12 protein-coding genes are annotated in these 15420 nt (G+C 71.5%); 5 read left to right on the top strand and 7 right to left on the bottom strand.

All coding sequences use genetic code 11. The annotated features are described in order from the left end of the window. Window position 1 precedes the first annotated feature (1 nt). Together ACIBW6_RS17735 and ACIBW6_RS17740 are read right to left on the bottom strand one after the other, a co-directional pair. Window positions 2-1321, bottom strand: a complete 1320-nt coding sequence (locus tag ACIBW6_RS17735; protein WP_399060465.1) for a nucleotide sugar dehydrogenase — start codon at window positions 1319-1321, stop codon at window positions 2-4. A gap of 82 nt (window positions 1322-1403) precedes the next feature. Further along, entirely contained in the window at window positions 1404-2882 is a 1479-nt protein-coding gene (locus ACIBW6_RS17740; RefSeq protein WP_399060467.1) for a sugar transferase, read from the bottom strand. Window positions 2883-3678: 796 nt separating this feature from the next. On the opposite strand from ACIBW6_RS17740, the gene ACIBW6_RS17745 reads away from it, so the two are divergent. Further along, window positions 3679-5355, top strand: coding sequence for a discoidin domain-containing protein (locus ACIBW6_RS17745; protein WP_399060469.1), 1677 nt, complete (start codon window positions 3679-3681; stop codon window positions 5353-5355). Between the two features lie 19 nt (window positions 5356-5374). Here ACIBW6_RS17745 and ACIBW6_RS17750 read toward each other — a convergent pair whose 3' ends face one another. From ACIBW6_RS17750 to ACIBW6_RS17760, 3 genes are all read right to left on the bottom strand, one after another. Continuing rightward, window positions 5375-5773 carry an ATP-binding protein gene (locus ACIBW6_RS17750; protein ID WP_399060471.1) on the bottom strand — a complete coding sequence of 133 codons (399 nt, stop codon included), beginning with the start codon at window positions 5771-5773 and terminating at the stop codon, window positions 5375-5377. 72 nt (window positions 5774-5845) lie between these two features. Further along, the gene (locus tag ACIBW6_RS17755; RefSeq protein ID WP_399060472.1) at window positions 5846-6271 is read right to left on the bottom strand and encodes a response regulator; all 426 of its coding nucleotides are present in this window, start codon (window positions 6269-6271) and stop codon (window positions 5846-5848) included. Beyond that, window positions 6249-6635, bottom strand: coding sequence for a hypothetical protein (locus tag ACIBW6_RS17760; RefSeq protein ID WP_399060474.1), 387 nt, complete (start codon window positions 6633-6635; stop codon window positions 6249-6251). Before ACIBW6_RS17760 ends, ACIBW6_RS17755 begins: the two co-directional genes overlap by 23 nt. 122 nt (window positions 6636-6757) lie before the next feature. Here ACIBW6_RS17760 and ACIBW6_RS17765 point away from each other — a divergent pair, with 122 nt between their 5' ends. Then, window positions 6758-8344 carry a CHASE3 domain-containing protein gene (locus tag ACIBW6_RS17765; protein WP_399060476.1) on the top strand — a complete coding sequence of 529 codons (1587 nt, stop codon included), beginning with the start codon at window positions 6758-6760 and terminating at the stop codon, window positions 8342-8344. After that, window positions 8344-9585 (top strand): PP2C family protein-serine/threonine phosphatase, encoded by a 1242-nt coding sequence (locus tag ACIBW6_RS17770; RefSeq protein ID WP_399060478.1) that lies wholly within the window; start codon window positions 8344-8346, stop codon window positions 9583-9585. Before ACIBW6_RS17765 ends, ACIBW6_RS17770 begins: the two co-directional genes overlap by 1 nt. Window positions 9586-9710: 125 nt before the next feature. On the opposite strand, the gene ACIBW6_RS17775 is transcribed toward ACIBW6_RS17770, so the two are convergent. After that, on the bottom strand, window positions 9711-9869 hold the full coding sequence (locus ACIBW6_RS17775; protein ID WP_356493819.1) for a hypothetical protein: 159 nt from the start codon (window positions 9867-9869) through the stop codon (window positions 9711-9713). A 219-nt stretch (window positions 9870-10088) separates the two neighbouring features. Here ACIBW6_RS17775 and ACIBW6_RS17780 point away from each other — a divergent pair, with 219 nt between their 5' ends. After that, the gene (locus tag ACIBW6_RS17780; RefSeq protein WP_399060480.1) at window positions 10089-12644 is read left to right on the top strand and encodes a tol-pal system YbgF family protein; all 2556 of its coding nucleotides are present in this window, start codon (window positions 10089-10091) and stop codon (window positions 12642-12644) included. Here ACIBW6_RS17780 and ACIBW6_RS17785 read toward each other — a convergent pair. Continuing rightward, entirely contained in the window at window positions 12616-13464 is an 849-nt protein-coding gene (locus ACIBW6_RS17785) for a RimK family alpha-L-glutamate ligase (protein WP_399060482.1), read from the bottom strand. The two genes, ACIBW6_RS17780 and ACIBW6_RS17785, sit on opposite strands and share 29 nt — an antisense overlap. Window positions 13465-13887: 423 nt before the next feature. Here ACIBW6_RS17785 and ACIBW6_RS17790 point away from each other — a divergent pair, with 423 nt between their 5' ends. Next, window positions 13888-15321 (top strand): endo-1,4-beta-xylanase, encoded by a 1434-nt coding sequence (locus ACIBW6_RS17790; protein WP_399060484.1) that lies wholly within the window; start codon window positions 13888-13890, stop codon window positions 15319-15321. The last annotated feature ends 99 nt before the right edge of the window (window positions 15322-15420 follow it).

A 15420-nucleotide genomic window follows, 5' to 3' on the forward strand; every position in this document is an offset into this window, starting at 1 on the left:
ATCACCAGGCAAGGCCCACGTACCCCGGTTCGGTCCGGCGCGTCTCGGCGTCGGGAAGGCGGATGAGATCGATCAGCTCCGGGCCGTCGTGGCCGTGGGGCAGCGCCGTCAGGACGGCCGGGTCCTTGGTCCCGACCAGGCACACCTCGGCGTGGTCGAGCACCTCGTCGACCGAGTCCGCGAGCAGCTGCGCGAGGTGCGGCAGCCGGTTCTCGATGTACTCGCGGTTGGCGCCGAGCAGCCGGGACAGGCTCACGTTGGCGTCGTAGATCTTCAGGTCGTAGCCCTTGCCGAAGAGCCGCTCCGCCAGCTCCACCAGCGGGCTCTCGCGCAGGTCGTCGGTGCCGGGTTTGAAGGAGAGCCCGAACAGGCCCACCCGGCGTCTGCCCGAGCGCTCCACCAGCTCCACCGCCCGTTGCAGATGCGCGGAGTTGGAGGGCAGGACGTGGGAGAGGATCGGCACCGACACGTCGGCCCGCTGCGCCGCGTGGACCAGGCTGCGCAGGTCCTTGGGCAGGCAGGAGCCGCCGAAGGCGAAACCGGGGCGCAGATAGGCGGGGCTGATGTTCAGCTTGCGGTCGGCCAGGAAGACGTCGATCACCTGGTGCGAGTCGACGCCGAGCGCCCGGCACACCGCGCCCAGCTCGTTGGCGAAGCCGATCTTCAGGCCGTGGAACGCGTTGTCCGCGTACTTGATCGCCTCGGCCGTCGGCACCGGTACCCGGAACACCTCGCCGGGCAGCGTCTCGTACAGGGCCGCGACCACGTCGCCGCTGGCCGGGTCGAGTTCGCCGATGACGGTCTTGGGCGGGTCGAAGAAGTCCCGCACGCTCGTGCCCTCGCGCAGGAACTCCGGGTTGACCGCGACCCCGACGTCCGCGCCCGCCATCCCGCCGACGTGCTTCTCCAGGATCGGCACCAGCAGGTTCAGGCAGGTGCCCGGCAGCATGGTGCTGCGGAAGACCACCGTGTGCCGCCCGCCCCGCTCGGCGAGCACCGCGCCGATCTGCTCGGTGACGCGCTCCAGATAGGTGGTGCACAGACTGCCGTTGGCCTCCGACGGCGTGCCGACGCAGATCAGCGACACCTCGCTGCCCAGGACCGCCTCGCGGACGTCGGTGGTGGCGCGCAGCGCGCCGGTCTTCACGACGTCGGCGATGAGCTCGCCGATGCGCTCCTCGACCACCGGGGCCTTGCCGTCGTTGACCAGGTCGACCTTGACCTGGTTGACGTCCACCCCGATGACCTCGTGCCCCATGCCGGCCAGGCACGCGGCCGACACGCAGCCCACGTAGCCGAGCCCGAACACGCTGACTCTCATGACCCGTTCCTCCCCCCAGGCAGGCCCTCGCGGCCTGCGGTCCCCGCGCCGGCGGGCCGGTCGGCCCGCCGTCCCCCGCGCATCAGTACGCCCCCTGCCCGTAGACCACCGCACGCAGTGTCTTCCACAAGATCACCGTGTCCAGGGCGAGCGACCAGTCCTCCACGTACCGCAGGTCGAGGCGGACGGCCTCGTCCCACGGCAGGTCGCTGCGGCCGCTGATCTGCCACAGGCCGGTCAGGCCGGGCTTGACCAGGAGCCGGCGCCGGATGTCCGGGCCGTAGGCGGCGGACTCCTCCGGCAGCGGAGGTCTCGGGCCGACGAGCGACATCGACCCGGTCAACACGTTGAACAATTGCGGGAGTTCGTCGATCGAGTAGCGGCGCAGCACCGACCCCACCCGGGTCACCCGCGGGTCGCGGCGGAGCTTGAAGAGCAGGCCCGCGCCCTCGTTCACGTCGGCCAGGTCGGCGCGGGCCCGGTGGGCCCCGGTGACCATGGTGCGGAACTTGTAGATGGTGAACTCGTGGCCGTCCTTGCCGACCCGGCGCTGGCTGTACAGCGCCCCGCCGCGGCTGTCGAGCATCACGAGCACCGCGACGGCGACCATGAGCGGCGCGAAGAACAGCAGCAGGAACGCCGCCCCCAGCCGGTCGACGATCCCCTTGACGGCCCGGCGGCCCCCGGTGAACGTCGGCATGCTGACCCGCAGCAGCGGTATCCCGAGCACCGCGTCGACGTGCAGCCGTGGCCCGGCGACCTCCATCAGGACGGGCGCCACGACCATCTCGGCGTCGCTGCCCTCCAGGTTCCACGCCAGCCGCTGCAGCGACTCCGGCGACCAGTGCGGGTCCGGCGTGACCGCGACGACCCGGTAGCCGTCGCGGCGGACGTGGCTGGCGACGTCCGCCAGCGGTCCGACCACGGGCACGCCGTCCAGGTGGTCACCGTCGACCCCCAGGCCGTCCGTGGTGCACACCGCGTCCACCCGCCAGCCCAGGTGCGGGAACTTGCGGGCCCGGGATATCAGGTCGCGCACGGTGTCCACGCTCCCGGCGGCGAGCACCGGCCGCAGGCACTGGCCCTCCTTGCGCTGCTTGTGCAGCCGCAGCCGCAGCAGGTACCGCGCGGTCATGGTGGTGAGGGCGATCGCCGGGATCGCGACGAAGATCCAGAGCTTGATGTTGCGCGAGGTCAGGGCTATCCCGCCGAGCGCCAGCACCACCGCCGCGGTGAACAGCGAGCGGCCCAGCCGGCGGAACTCCTCGGCGCCCTGGCCCAGTACGGCAGGCGCCCACGACCGGCTCACCGCGAGGGCCGCCAGCACCAGAAGCTCGGTGCCGAAGGCGAGGATGGTCCATTTCTCGTGCCAGTTGGCCGCGTCCCGGGCCCCGAAGAAGGTGCCGATCGAGGTCACCACGACGGCGGTGGTCACCGTGTCGCTGATGATGACGGTGCGGCGGTACCGCTGTTCCCAGTCGCTCGCCGGCCGGCTGATGGCGCCGGCCGTCAGACCCCCGCGCGCCGACGAAAACGGGTCGACTAATTCCCCCTGCTGCACAGGACCCCCCCAGGTCTCAGTGGTCGCACGGGAGGCCCCGCCCCCCGTGTCGCGCTGTGCTCCCCCCTCGGGAGATCCCCACTCCCGAGTCGCGCCGCCCTCCCCTTCGGGGACCTCGTCCCCCGGGCCGGACCCACCCGGCTCCTACGGCGCTGTGCGAACAGCCCTCTGGCGGCGCCGAGTTCGTCGGGCCGGCCGGTCATGCCTGCTCCGCGGACTCCTGTCGCCACCCCGGGCGCTCCCCGCACCCGTGGCCCGTCAGGGCCCGGCCATCGATCACCCCCACGGCCGGCGCGGAGAGGCGCGAAACTGGCTCTCCCCGGGCGCCGGACCTGTACGCCGATAGTGGTCGCTCCGGCCCCGAACGGCTGAAGCACGGTCAATCTAGACCATCGACCCCCGGTTGCAGAGAGGGATGTGTGCAATTTGTGCTCAACATTTGAAGCACTGCCCGTCGAGCCCCCGGGACACCTCCGGGCGGTACCCGGTGCCACCCCGTGTGACCTGCGGGGACGGTGGTCTCTGGGGCCCCTGGGGCGCCGATCGAATAGGCGTTCCAGCGGGGGCGGAGGGGGCGCATCCGATTTCCGGGTGCGCCCCCTGTGCGGACGGTGCTCCCGCGTACTCCGCCCGCGTCGGCCCGGCGCTCCGCGGCACCGCACTGCCCGCAACTCGCCTGTTGCGTACGGAATTTGAGCCGAGCCATCGATATTTTGCGCTCATCTATCTTGAATCCCTCGCAATGGGCCTCCAGGGTTGTCATGCACCCGCCCCCCACCGAAGGCGAGGAACCCCCATGCCCCTGTCCCGCCGCACCCTCCTCAGATCCGCCCTCGCGAGCGGCGCCGTCGCCGCCGCCGGCCTCCCCCTGGCGGGCCCCGCGGCCGCCGCCTCGCCCCCGGGCGACGTCGTCGGCCGCGTCACCGTCGGCTACCAGGGCTGGTTCGCCTGCCGGGGCGACGCGGCCCCCATCGACGGCTGGTGGCACTGGAGCGGCGACTGGAGCCGGCCGCCCGCGCCGTCCAACAACGCGCTGCGCAGCTGGCCCGACATGCGCGACTACACCAGCGGCTACCGCACGGCGTACGCGAACCTCGGCAATGGCTCGCCCGCCACCCTGTTCTCCTCGTACGACCAGCAGACCGTCGACACCCACCTGCGGTGGCTGCGGGAGAACGCCATCGACACCGTCGCACTCCAGCGCTTCAACCCCAACAGCTCCGAAGGCCCCACCCGCGACGCCATGGCCGCGAAGGTGCGCAGCGCGGCCGAGCGGTACGGCCGGAAGTTCTACCTCATGTACGACGCCACCGGCTGGGCGAACATGCGCACCGAACTGCCCGCCGACTGGACGCAGAAGATGCGCGCCCACACCGCGTCCCCCGCCTACGCCGTCCAGAACGGCAAGCCGGTCGTCGGTATTTGGGGCTTCGGCTTCAACGAGCCCAACAAGGCGTGGCCGGCCGCCGACTGCCTGGAGGTCGTCAACTGGTTCAAGGCGCAGGGCTGTTACGTGATGGGCGGGGTGCCCACCCACTGGCGCACCGGCAAGGAGGACTCCCGGCCCGGCTACCTCGACGTCTACCAGGCCTTCGACATGCTCTCGCCGTGGATGGTGGGCCGCATCGGCACCGTGGCGGACACCGACCGCTTCCACACCGACGTCAACGCCCCCGACCAGGCCCACTGCGACGCCCACGGCATCGACTACCAGCCCTGCGTGCTGCCCGGCGACGTCCAGTCACGCCAGCGCGCCCACGGCGACTTCATGTGGCGCCAGTTCTACAACATGGTCCGGCTGGGCGCCCAGGGCATCTACATCTCCATGTTCGACGAGTACAACGAGGGCAACCAGATCGCCAAGACGGCCGAGAGCGCCGCCTACGTCCCCACGGACTCCGGGTTCCTCGGCCTGGACGAGGACGGCACCGCCTGCTCCGCCGACTACTACCTGCGCCTCACCGGCGACGGCGGCCGGATGCTGAAGGGCGAACTGCCCCTCACCCCGGTGCGCCCGACGCCCCCGATGCCCGGCGGGACCACACCGCCCCCCGGCGACCTCGCCCTGCACCGGCCGGCCACCTCCTCCGGCCACACCCAGCTCTACGCCCCGGGCAACGCGGTGGACGGCGACGCCAGAACGTACTGGGAGAGCACCAACAACGCCTTCCCGCAGTGGTTCCAGGTCGACCTCGGCGCCACGACGACGGTCCGCCGCCTCGTGCTCTGGCTGCCCCCGGACCCCGCCTGGGCCCGGCGCACCCAGACCCTGTCCGTGCTCGGCAGCACCGACGGCGGCGACTTCACCACGCTGCTCGCCGCCGCGGGCCACACCTTCGACCCGGCGACGGGCAACACCGTGACCCTGACCGTGCCGACCGCCGCCGTGCGCTTCCTGCGTCTGCGCTTCACCGCCAACACCGGCTGGCCCGCCGCCCAGTTGTCCGCGGTGGAGGTCCGCTCCGACGCGTGAGCGGCGCCGGCGCCCACGGTCACCGGTAGGAGGCGACGACCAGCTCGGCGCGTATGGTCTTGCCCCGCTCGCCGGTCTCGACGGTGACCGTGTGCGCCAGGTTGTTCACCATCATCCAGCCGAACCCCCCGGGCACGGCGGGATCGTTCGGCCGCAGCAGTGGCTCCTGGGGGCTGGGGTCGCTGACCTCCACCAGCAGGGCGCCGTCGTGGACGCGGGCGCTGAACCGCGTCACGCCCCCGCCGTGCCGCAGCGCGTTCGAGGCGAGCTCGCTCGCGATCAGCAGCGCGTCCTCGCGCATGCGCTGCGCCTGGCCGGTGGTGAGCTCCGCGTCCAGCGCGCTCAGCGCCCTGCTCGTGTCGGTCCGAGCCTGCGAGCACGTGAAGTGCTCCGTGTCGGATGCTTCCTGAGCACCCACAGGGCCTCCTCCAGTGTGGCCGCGCGCCGGTGCGATCCGGACCGCCGCGCGGACCCCTCGTCCGAAATTGTCTCAGGAGCGCGGTAGCTGCGTGGTCGTGTCCAGGTAGAACGCGTCGATGCTCTGCACGGCGCGCTCGAAGTCGTCGAGGTTGACCGGCTTGGTGACATAGGCGTTGGCGTACTGCCGGTACGCGCCCGTCACGTCGTCCGGCGCCGCCGAGGTGGTCAGGACGACGACCGGGATGGTGCGCAGCTCCTCGTCGTTCTTGAGGACGGCCAGCAGCTCCCGGCCGTTCATCCGCGGCATGTTGAGGTCCAGGACGATCAGGTCCGGGCGCGTGGAGTCCGGGTCGCGCAGGTACTCCAGAGCCGCGAGGCCGTCCTCGACCTGGGTCAGGTTCCGGGCGCCGCGTGCGCTCAGGGCGTCCTGGACGAGCATCGCGTCGGCGAGGTCGTCCTCGACGAGCAGGACGTCATAGGGACGGGTCGTGGTCATCACATGAGCTCCGGGGCGGGTTCGGTTCGGCTGGGGCGTGGGTGGGGTGGGAGATCAGATCGGGCCAGCGGTTCCTGGCCCCCTGCCGGGTGATGTTGATTGCCCGGCCGAGTTGGGGGTAACCGGCTCCTGCCGCGACCGCCTCCTGGGCCGCCTCGTACTCCAGGCGATCCAGGGCGCTTCGCAGCTGCCACATCACGTACAGGCGGGTCAGCGCCTGCGACTGGGCGGTGCCCCGGCCGTCGGCGGGCCGGGGGCCGAGGGTGCGCGGGGTGAGCCGGCGGACCAGGGCGTCGAGCGCGTCGACGGTCAGCTCGACGATCTCCTCCTCGGTCACGCGTAGGGAGAAATGCTTGCCAGGCATGCCGTCCACCTTAGGGAAACCGCCCACCGGTCGACAACATGACTTGTCGGATTGCGGTTACAGTATGCACGCCGCGCTGAAGGTAAGGCGGCCCTGACTCATCTCCCGAGGAGCGCTGCGGCATGGCGACCGACGTCAAGAACCGACGTCCCCGGACCTCGCGTGCGACTTGGACGACGCAACGCTGGCTGCGCGTGAGCGCCTCGCTGGCCCTCGTCCTGCTCGCCGTCCTCGGCGGGCTGGGGCTCTGGGCCCTGAACCGGACGTCCGGCCTCACCGACGAGCTGGTCGACGTCCGAAGCCCCGCCCTGGCCACGTCCGTGCGCCTGGAGGCGGCCCTGGTCAACCAGGAGACCGGCATCCGCGGCTACGGCCTCACCGGCGAGCGCAGCTTCCTCTCGCCGTACCAGGAGGGCCTGACCGACCAGCGCGCCGCCGTCACCGAGCTGCGGCGGCTGCTCAAGGACGACACCAAGGGGCAGGCCGACCTCGCCACCGTCCTGGACACGGCGGACCGCTGGCAGCGCACGTACGCACAGCCGATCGCGGACGCCCCCGCCGGATCCCCAGCGATGACCTCGGCGCAGCGGGCCGGCCAGGGCAAGGACACCTTCGACACGCTGCGCAAGGCGATGGCCGTGCAGCAGGACCACCAGCGCGCCGCCCGCCAGGGCGCCCTGGACGACCTGCGCGGCGCGGCGCGGCTGCGCGACTCCATCCTCGTCAGCATCGCGGTCGTCATCCTGCTGCTCACTATCCTGATCTTCGAGGGGCTGCGGCGGGGCGTCACCGCGCCCCTGGCCAAGCTGGGCGCCGACGCCCGCGCGGTCTCCGGCGGCGCCTTCGAGCATCCCGTCGTCGCCACCGGCCCGGCGGACCTGCGCCGGCTCGGCGCCGACATGGAAGCCATGCGCCGCCGCCTGCTGGACGAACTGGCGTTCGCCGAGGAGGCCGGCCACCGGCTCGACGAACAGGCCGCGGAGCTGCGCCGCTCCAACTCCGAACTGGAGCAGTTCGCCTACGTCGCCTCGCACGACCTGCAAGAACCCCTGCGCAAGGTCTCCAGCTTCACCCAGCTCCTGCAGCGCCGCTACGCGGGCCAGCTCGACGAACGGGCCGACCAGTACATCGGGTTCGCGGTGGACGGCGCCAACCGCATGCAGAAGCTCATCAACGACCTGCTGGAGTTCTCGCGCGTGGGCCGCGTCCACAACGACCACCGCGAGGTCGACCTGGACGCGGTCGTCGAGCAGACGCTCGACGCGCTGAGCGTCTCCATCGAGGAGTCCAAGGCCCGGATCGTCCGCGATCCGCTGCCCACCGTCAGCGGGGACGCCACCCAGCTCGGCATCCTGTGGCAGAACCTGATCGCCAACGCCGTGAAGTTCCGCCACGCGGACCGGGCGCCCGAGATCAGGATCGAGGCGGCCCGCGACGGCGAGCTGTGGCGCTTCGCGGTCAGTGACAACGGCATCGGCATCGCCGCCGAGTTCGCCGAGAAGGTGTTCGTCATCTTCCAGCGTCTGCACACCAAGGACGCCTATCCAGGAAGCGGCATCGGCCTCGCCATGTGCAAGAAGATCACCGAGTTCCACGGCGGCACCATCAGCATCGACCCGGACCACGCGCCGGGCACCCGCATCGTCTTCACCCTCGCGGCCGCCGAGCCCGTACGGCAGCCGGACAGCGCCGAGAGCGCGGCCGCGTGATGACCGGGTTCGGACCCGAGCGGCAGCTCCGGATCATCCTCGTCGAGGACGACGACGGCGACGCCCTCCTCGTGGAGGAGCTGCTGATCGACACCGGGCTGCCGCACGAGCTGATCCGGTGCAGCAGCCTGGCCGGGGTCCGCGCCGAGGCGACGGTGCACGCCGCGGACTGCATCCTGCTCGACCTGCACCTGCCCGACACCAGCGGCATCGGCGCGGTCGCCGCGGTCCGGCAGATCGCCCCCGACGCGGCCATCATCGTCCTGACCGGCCTCGCGGAATCGAAGGCCGGCGGCGAAGCGGTGGCCGCCGGCGCCCAGGACTACCTCGTCAAGGGCCAGGTCGCCCCCGATCTGCTGCACCGCGCCGTGCGCTACGCCGTCCACCGCAAGCAGGCCGAGCGGGCCAGCGCCGACATCCGCGCCGACCGGCTGCGCGCCGAGGAGAACGCCCGCCTCGAACGCGGCCTGCTGCCCCAGCCGATGATCGCCGCCTCCAGCATCCGCGCCGTCAGCCGCTATCTGCCCGGCCGCGAGCGGGCCTTACTGGGCGGTGACTTCCTCGACGTGGTGCAGACCCCCGACGGGCAACTGCACGCCATCGTCGGCGACGTGAGCGGGCACGGCCCCGACGCCGCCGCGCTCGGCGTCTGCCTGCGCATCGCCTGGCGTTCGCTCACCCTCGGCGGCCACCGCGCCGAGGAGCTGCTGCTGCTCCTGGAGCGGATGCTGGTCGCCGAACGCACCCAGAGCGACCTGTTCGCGACGGTCACGCTGGCGTGCCTCGATCCGGCGCAGGGCCGCGCGACCCTCTACCTCGCGGGCCACCACGCGCCGCTGCTCACGACGCCGGAGCGGACCTACGAGGTGCCCGCCCAGCACGGCATCGCGCTGGGGATCGCGCCGGGCCTCGCGAACTGGCACGCGAGCGAACTCGTCCTGCCGGACCGCGGAGCACTGGTGATCTACACCGACGGCCTGGTCGAGGGGCACGAGGGGAAAGAGCCGCAGCGGCTCGGCGTCGAGGGGCTCATCCGCCTGATGGACCGCATCCCCGCGGACGACACCGACCAGTACCTCGACGAACTGATCACCCAGGTCCGGGAACTCAACGCGGACCGGCACACCGACGACCTCGCCATCCTCCGCCTGGAATGGGACGGTTCGGGCAGGCTGGCCGGTCTGGTGCCCGCGCAGGCGGCGGGGGAGTCGCCGTCACCGCAGTTCGGACGGCGCGGCTGAGAGCCGCGCCGTCCGAGCGGTCCCGGCTGACCTCCGGGCAGAAAGAAAGCGGGGCCCCACGGAGAGTCGATCTCCGCGGAGCCCCGGTCCGGCACGGTGCGTCGGTCGCCGCCCGCACGCCGTGCCTAGAAATAGTGTTTGCGACCGCCGACGGCACGCCCGGTGGCTCCGAGGATCCACAGGATGGCGCCGACCAGGATGAGAATTCCGCCTATCGTGGTCAGCAGTGACATGCCCACCAGCAGGCCAATGATCAGCAGAATCAGCCCAATGACAATCATCATGAATCCGTTCGTTCGGGTACGACAGCTACCGGTCTTTTGCTCTTGTGTGGTGCTCCATCCGTGTGCCCCGCTCTTCACCACGCATGCACATCGAATGTGCGCGTGACCTTGTCGTGACCGCCCACCGGCTCGGAGTTCCCGTGTCGCGCCCCGACGCGGGGGGTAGTCAGCAGTCGGTTCCTGGGAAAGGCGCGGCTTTTCTGAGGGCGGAGGGGGAGAATGGACGACTTCGACCGCATTTTCGATCCGCATTACTCGGCGGTGGATCTGTTCACCGACCGCCAGGCGGAGCACACCGCCTTCACCGAGGCGCTGTCGCACCACACGAGGCGGGTCCGCGGCGGCACGGCCGTACTCGGCAGGACCGAGCGCGAGAACGTGATGGTCTTCTACGGCATCGGCGGGATCGGGAAGACGGCGCTCTCCACACGGCTGGAGCGGTGGGCCCTGGGGGAACTGCCCGAGGGCGGCGGCTGGGGCCGGCCGCCCGCCCAGGACACGGCGGTCAGGACGGTCCGGCTCGACTTCCACGGCAGCGCCGCCGTCAACGCGACGGACATCGTCCTGCGGCTGCGGGCCGAGGTCGCCGACCTCGGGAACAAGTTCCCCGCCTTCGACCTGGGCCTCGCCGCCTGGTGGTCGTTCGCCTCGCCGGGGGCCCCGCTGCCCGAGCTGCGTGACGCGCGCGGCTTCGACGTGCGCGCGCAGATCACCGACACCCTGAACGACATCCTGAGTGACGCCGGCGCCCGGCTGGGCGTCGGCCCCCTGACCGTACGGACCGGCATGCGGGTGGTCGACGCGATCCGCTCCCGGCGGCTACGGGACCGCACGCTGCGCGACTGCGCGCCGCTGGCCGCCGTGATCGACCAGGCGCGGCTCAATCCGACGCAGTACGTCGCCGGCACCCTGGCCGGGCTGCTCGCGTGGGACCTCGAACGGCTGCCGTGCGCGAAACGCCCGCTGTTGGTGGCGTTCGCGGACGCCGTCGAGTACGTCCAGGGCGGCGACCACACCCAGGAACGGGTGCTGAACCGGATCGTCCACCTGAGCCCGGGCGTCCTGTGGGTCGTCACGTCCCGCTCCACCCTGGACTGGGCGTCGACGGCCGCGCAGGCCGGCCTGTCCGCGAAGGGCCCGCACGTCTGGCCGGGGCTCCGCCTCGACGTGCGCGAGTCGCAGCAGCACCTCGTCGGCGACCTGTCCGACACGGACGTCGTGCGCTATCTGACGGCCGCCTCCGGCGCGGCGGGCAACCCCGTGCTCGGCCAGGACGCGATCGAGCGCATCCGGCGGGCCGCCCACGGCCTTCCCCTCTACCTCGACCTGTCCCTCTCCATGGCGAGGCAGTCCGGCGACGGCGACGTGCCGGGCACCACCTTCGGACAGCCGCTGCCGCACCTCGTCACCCGGATCTTCGCCGACCTGCCCGATCAGGAACGTGAGGTGGCGCGCGCCGCGGCCCTCGTGCCCCGCTTCGACCCGGAGCTGGTGTCCCGGGCGACCGGCGTCCTCGACGGCAGCGCGCGAAGGTTCTGCACCCGCTCCCTCGTCACCGCGGACACCCACCCGCTCTTTCCCTACCGGCTGCACGACGCCGTGCGCGCCGGGATCGCCGACGAATCGCTGACCCTCCCGGGAGCCTGGTCCGCGGCCGACCGCGCCACCTGCGCCGCGGCCCTCGTGGAGGTGCTGCGCTCCCGCCACGCCGACGAGGCCACCAGTGTCGAACGGCGCCTGGAGACACTGGAGTTGGCCGTGGGGCTGTGCCGGGCCCATGACCTGCGGGCCCCGTGGCTCCTCGACGCCATCACCGAACTGCCCGGGATGGGCCGGATCACCGACCGGCTGACCCCACCCGTGACCGGCACCTGGGCCGACCTGATGTGCGGCTTCCTCGAGGCCTGGCGGGACCGGAGCCTGCGCCGACGGATCGACTACCTGCGTGCGTTCACCGCATCGCCGCTGCCGGACGACATCCGCCGCACCGCGCTGCTCTGGCTCGCCCTGAGCCACCGGACCGCCGGCGAGGCCGAACCGGCCCTGCGCATTCTCCGGCGCCTGTCCGCCGAGACACCCGACTCCGAACGGCTGCGCTTCCAGGTCGCCAGGACACTGCGCACCCTCGGCCGCTACGAGGACCTCGACCGGTACCTGGAGACTCCCGGCCTGAGCGACGTGACGGCACGGGAGCGGCTGCGCAGCGATCTGGCGTACGACCGGGGTGCCGTCGCCGCATCCCTGGCGGGGCCCCGGCGGCGCGCCGCACACCTGCGCGCGACCGGCAGGCACAGCACCGCGCTGGAGAACGAGGTGACTCTGCTGTGGCGCTCGGCACTTCTGCGGCGGGCCACGGCGAACGAGTGCGGCGCCTTGATCCAGGAGGCGGAGCGGTACGCGTCCTGGCTCGACCTGCGCACCGCTCTGGCGGCCAAGGCGCTCTACCTCGCGGGGGACCCCGACGCGTTCCGGCGCGTCGCCGCGGAGACCGCCGCCGTGCTCGAGGTGTCCGGCGGGTCCCCGGGGTGGCGGGAGTGGGCGGCTGCCCTCGTCCACGGCTTGCGGGTGGGCGACCGGGGGCTCTGCGAAGAGACGTATGCCGCGTGGGCCTCGACGGGCCGTCGTCGCACCCCGGCCTACTTCGTCGTGGACCGTCTGTGCGTGTACGCCGGCTATCCGCCCCTCTGCGCGCTCCCCGCGGATGCCGGGACCGACGGCCGCGGGAGCGCCGGGCGATGGCGTGCCGTCATCCGGACACTTGTGGAGGAGGGCTGAAGCAGGCCGCCACGGCCGACTCGTACACCCGCTGCGCGAGAGCGAAGTACGCCTCGCTCTGACTGCTGAACCGCTCCAGGCACACACCGCTGTTGACCTCGATGACGGACAACTCCCCGCCGCAGTCGACGATGTCCACGGACCCGAAGCGCAGCCCCAGGGCGACCATGGCCTGCCGCGCCACGTCGGTCAGGCGCCCGCACAGGTGCGGCTCGTCGAGAACGAGTGCGGACGTCCCGTGCTTCAGATTGTGCCGCCACTCGAAACGCTCGTCCCACGGACGGACGGAGGGGTCCGGCGCGGGCCGGTCGAGATGCTTCTCGAAGACGAGGAGGGGCTGAGCGTGGAGGACGACGACGCGGTACTCGTGGCGGACGGGAACCCAGGGACACACCGCGAGGGCCCGGTGCGCAGGTTCCAGGAGTTTGAGGGCGTCCAGCAGGCGGGCGCGCGTGTCGGCCCGGATGACGTCGCGTCCGCCGCTCCCGCTCAGCGGCTTGACGACGACCGGAAGCGGGAGCGGGCGCGCCGCGTCCGCCACGGACTCGTAGTGGTGGAGCCGGAGCAGGGCGTGCGGGACGTTCGGCACGCCGTCGTGCGTCAGCAGGACCGAGGTCGCCACCTTGTCGTCGGCCGCGAGCGCTGAAGCCGCGTCATTGACAGGGAAGTTGTAGCCCACCACGTGGCACCGCCGATGGCTCGCGCGCAGCTCCGCCACCCAGCCGTCCGACTTCCAGCGGAGCGCCACGTCATTGCGGGCCGCGGCGCGTTCCAGCTGCGTGACGAAGTTGCGCCGGTAGGAGTCGTTCTCGGGGTCCACGCGGGTCCTTCCGTCGGCGGGTGCCTGGAGGCGAGCGGTCCGGTTTGCGGTCATTTCTGCGGGCGCGCCTCAGTGTGGCAGGGGCCGGTCCGCAGGGGAGGGCGAATGGCGATGTGGGCGCGGTAGGGCGGCCATGACCGCAGCGAAACCTTTCGACAAGGTGCAGCATCGCATGGCTGATTAGCGCCATCCCGAAACGTTTCGAGAACTCAGTTCGACCTGACGGTAATTGCCCGACGCGCAGTACTAAAAGTTTCGAAGAAAAATCAGAAACTCATCCCGTGGGAGGTGTTGACGATCCACCGTCAAAACCTCAATCATCCCTCCCTGGGGCCGGGCGGATACGGGTCCACCCGTCCGCTCGGCCCGCCCCGCCCCGCGCTCCCGTCCGCTGTTCACGATGCCGAACCTGGAGGCACCCCCATGGGCTCGTACGCCCCTCCCAGATCCGTCGTCCGCCGAAAGGCACATGGCCTGCTGCTGGTGCTGATCGCCGGTCTCCTCGGCGCGGTCACCGTGCTCGTCGCGCCGCCCGGCGCGCACGCCGCCGCGAGCACGCTCGGCGCCGCCGCCGCGCAGAGCGGCCGCTACTTCGGCACCGCCATCGCCTCCGGCAAGCTGGGCGACTCGGCGTACACGTCGATCGCCGGCCGTGAGTTCACCATGGTGACGGCCGAGAACGAGATGAAGATCGACGCCACCGAACCACAGCGCGGCCAGTTCAGCTTCAGCGCCGGCGACCGCGTCTACAACTGGGCGGTCCAGAACGGCAAGCAGGTGCGCGGCCACACCCTGGCCTGGCACTCGCAGCAGCCCGGCTGGATGCAGAGCCTGAGCGGCAGCACCCTGCGCCAGGCGATGATCGACCACATCAACGGCGTGATGGGCCACTACAAGGGCAAGATCGCCCAGTGGGACGTCGTGAACGAGGCCTTCGACGACGGCGGTTCGGGAGCCCGGCGCGACTCCAACCTGCAGCGCACCGGCAACGACTGGATCGAGGTCGCCTTCCGCACCGCGCGCGCCGCCGACCCGGCCGCCAAGCTCTGCTACAACGACTACAACATCGAGAACTGGACCTGGGCCAAGACCCAGGCCGTGTACGCGATGGTCCGGGACTTCAAGCAGCGGGGCGTGCCGATCGACTGCGTCGGGTTCCAGTCGCACTTCAACAGCGGCAGCGCCTACAACGGCAACTTCCGTACCACCTTGCAGAGTTTCGCCGCGCTCGGCGTTGACGTGGCCCTCACCGAACTCGACATCCAGGGCGCCTCGGGCACGACTTACGCCAACGTCACGAACGACTGCCTGGCCGTCTCCCGCTGCCTCGGCATCACCGTCTGGGGCGTGCGCGACACCGACTCCTGGCGCTCGGGAGACACGCCCCTGCTCTTCAACGGCGACGGCAGCAAGAAGCCCGCCTACACCTCGGTGCTCAACGCCCTCAACGGCGGCGGCTCCACCACGCCCCCTGCGGACGCCGGGGCGCTCAAGGGCGTCGGCTCCGGCCGCTGCCTGGAGGTCTCCGGCGCCGGCACCGCCGACGGCACGCCGCTCCAGCTGTGGGACTGCTCCGGCGGCACCAACCAGCAGTGGACGTACACCACTGCCGGTGAGTTCCGGGTCTACGGCAACAAGTGCCTGGACGCCGGCGGCACCGGCAACGGCACCAGGATCCAGATCTACTCCTGCTGGGGCGGCGACAACCAGAAGTGGCGCCTCAACACCGACGGTTCCGTCGTCGGCGTCCAGTCCGGCCTCTGCCTCGCCACCGCCGCGAACGGCGCCTCCAACGGCACCCAGATCCAGCTCGCCACCTGCACCAACGCAACCAGCCAGCGCTGGACCCGCACCTGAGCCACCTGCCCACCCGAAGCGCCCCTGCCACGGAACCGCGGCGGGGGCGCTTCCGCTCGCCACCCCGCGGGTCTACTCGACGGGCTCGGACACCCCCCG

Origin of the sequence: Streptomyces sp. NPDC049813 (assembly GCF_044465085.1) — a bacterium.
Taxonomy (GTDB): Bacteria; Actinomycetota; Actinomycetes; order Streptomycetales; family Streptomycetaceae; genus Streptomyces.

Bases quoted from the DNA above. Each gene is read 5' to 3' on its own strand.
- ACIBW6_RS17745 (WP_399060469.1), top strand. From the start codon at position 3,679: ATGCCCCTGTCCCGCCGCACCCTCCTCAGATCCGCCCTCGCGAGCGGC.
- ACIBW6_RS17770 (WP_399060478.1), top strand. From the start codon at position 8,344: ATGACCGGGTTCGGACCCGAGCGGCAGCTCCGGATCATCCTCGTCGAG.
- ACIBW6_RS17780 (WP_399060480.1), top strand. From the start codon at position 10,089: ATGGACGACTTCGACCGCATTTTCGATCCGCATTACTCGGCGGTGGAT.
- ACIBW6_RS17790 (WP_399060484.1), top strand. From the start codon at position 13,888: ATGGGCTCGTACGCCCCTCCCAGATCCGTCGTCCGCCGAAAGGCACAT.
- ACIBW6_RS17755 (WP_399060472.1), bottom strand. From the start codon at position 6,271: ATGACCACGACCCGTCCCTATGACGTCCTGCTCGTCGAGGACGACCTC.
- ACIBW6_RS17765 (WP_399060476.1), top strand. From the start codon at position 6,758: ATGGCGACCGACGTCAAGAACCGACGTCCCCGGACCTCGCGTGCGACT.
- ACIBW6_RS17735 (WP_399060465.1), bottom strand. From the start codon at position 1,321: ATGAGAGTCAGCGTGTTCGGGCTCGGCTACGTGGGCTGCGTGTCGGCC.
- ACIBW6_RS17760 (WP_399060474.1), bottom strand. From the start codon at position 6,635: ATGCCTGGCAAGCATTTCTCCCTACGCGTGACCGAGGAGGAGATCGTC.
- ACIBW6_RS17775 (WP_356493819.1), bottom strand. From the start codon at position 9,869: ATGATGATTGTCATTGGGCTGATTCTGCTGATCATTGGCCTGCTGGTG.